We start from the raw sequence: 1,746 nt of genomic DNA on the forward strand, positions 1-1,746 counted from the left end.
AGAACCATCTTCGATATAGCACAGGGTAACGATGACTACGTTAACGGCAAACTGGTCGCCCGTGCGCCTTATAGTACCGATTTTACGAAGTTAGATGAAATATACGAACAGGATGCCACAGCCGGGACGCCAGTGGTGACAGAACCAGATCCAAGTGGCGCCTGGCTTTACTCGGGCAGACAGGTGTACACCTTTACCGCGTCGGGTAATGTATCGAATGTGCGGTTCGTTTATGTGGAGGATGCTTCCTTAAAGGCTATACAAAGTATGACACCGAAAGGCAACTATAGCGGAATCATAACAGCCGGTACAGCTTGTAAAGCCGTAGTGGTTTACAAACCTGAGCTGATGACAACCTTGGTGAATAAGACCCGCGACCAGGCTGTTCAACCCGATTTGTACGTTATATACAATGACGCGGCCAATGGAGCGGGAAAAGACTGTGCTATCAGGCTGACAGTGAGCCTTCAGGATTGCAATTGCTGCGGGGCATTCACCACAGCCGGCGGCTGGCAGAACTTCCTGTGCTATAATCTCGGGGCTAATTTTATGCTCGATCCGTTTACTTATAAATCGATCAATAATACTACCGGTAACGATATAAAGGGTGACCTTTATCAGTGGGGACGTGTGGCTGATGGTCATGAGAAACGTACCAGCCCAAATTATCTGACGGATGATAATAGTGATGAAAACGAACCCGTTCCGGACAGTGATCTGGATACCAATGGTCTGCAGGTTTCTAGCAGCTCTGACGCTTATCGTAAATTTATAAAAAACGGAATTATTGGTACAGGCACATACAGAAGCGACTGGCGTCAAACAGAAAACGATAACCTTTGGGGCAATGGTAGTGCAGACGAAGACATGGATAAAGTTGTTGCTAACGATCCGTGTCCTGCGGGATGGAAAGTACCTAGCCAGAAACAATGGGCTTCTATATATGGCAGTTCCACGTCTCCAAATATTTGGACGTCGAATAATGGCTATAAGGTAGGTTCGTCTTTATTTTTGCCTGCCGCCGGCTACAGGGAAGTCAATGGCGAGCCGCGTTATGGTGGTTGGAGTGGGCACTACTGGAGTAGTACGGTCAATGGTGGCAGCGCAAGGTATCTGTACTTCTATAATGGCATTAGCGGGGTTCTCCCGGCCTACACCGCTCCCCGTGTACTAGGGATGTCAGTACGGTGTGTAGCAGAAACTGTCCCCCTTGCCCCTGAAACTTTGCCTCCCGGAACAGGCAGTTTCACCGGAAGGAATATCTTCGATATAGCGAAGGGTCTGACTAACGACGGCGGAGCTTGCGGCATCCTGGACGCCCGCGTGCCATATAGTACCGATTTTACGAAGATAGATGAACAGGACGCGACAGACGGGATGCCGGTGAAGATAGATCCGGATCCGAGTGGTACCTGGCTTTACTCGGGCAGACAGGTGTACACCTTTACCCCGTCGGCTGAAGTATCGAATGTGCGGTTCACTTATGTGGAGGATGCTTCTGCGCCTTTCAAGTCTATAATAAGTATGACACCGAAAGGCAACGCAGACTATAGCGGAACCATAACAGCCGGTACAGCTTGTAAAGCCGTAGTGGATTACGATCCGGACCTGATGACAAACTTGGTGAATAAGACCCGCGACCAGGCTGTTAAGCCTAAATTGTACGCCATTTACAATGACGCGGCAGATGGAAAAGACTATGCTGTCCAGCTGACAGTGAGCCTTCAGGATTGCAATTGCTGCGGG

At 49.4% G+C, this 1,746-nt stretch carries 1 protein-coding gene; it reads left to right on the top strand.

What is annotated here, in order from left to right; all coding sequences use genetic code 11:
* Positions 1 to 1,746, top strand: a 1,746-nt coding sequence (locus tag ACYPZI_RS15880; protein WP_459603340.1) for a fibrobacter succinogenes major paralogous domain-containing protein, incomplete at both ends; no start/stop codon positions are given.

The organism is Dysgonomonas reticulitermitis, assembly GCF_054601275.1.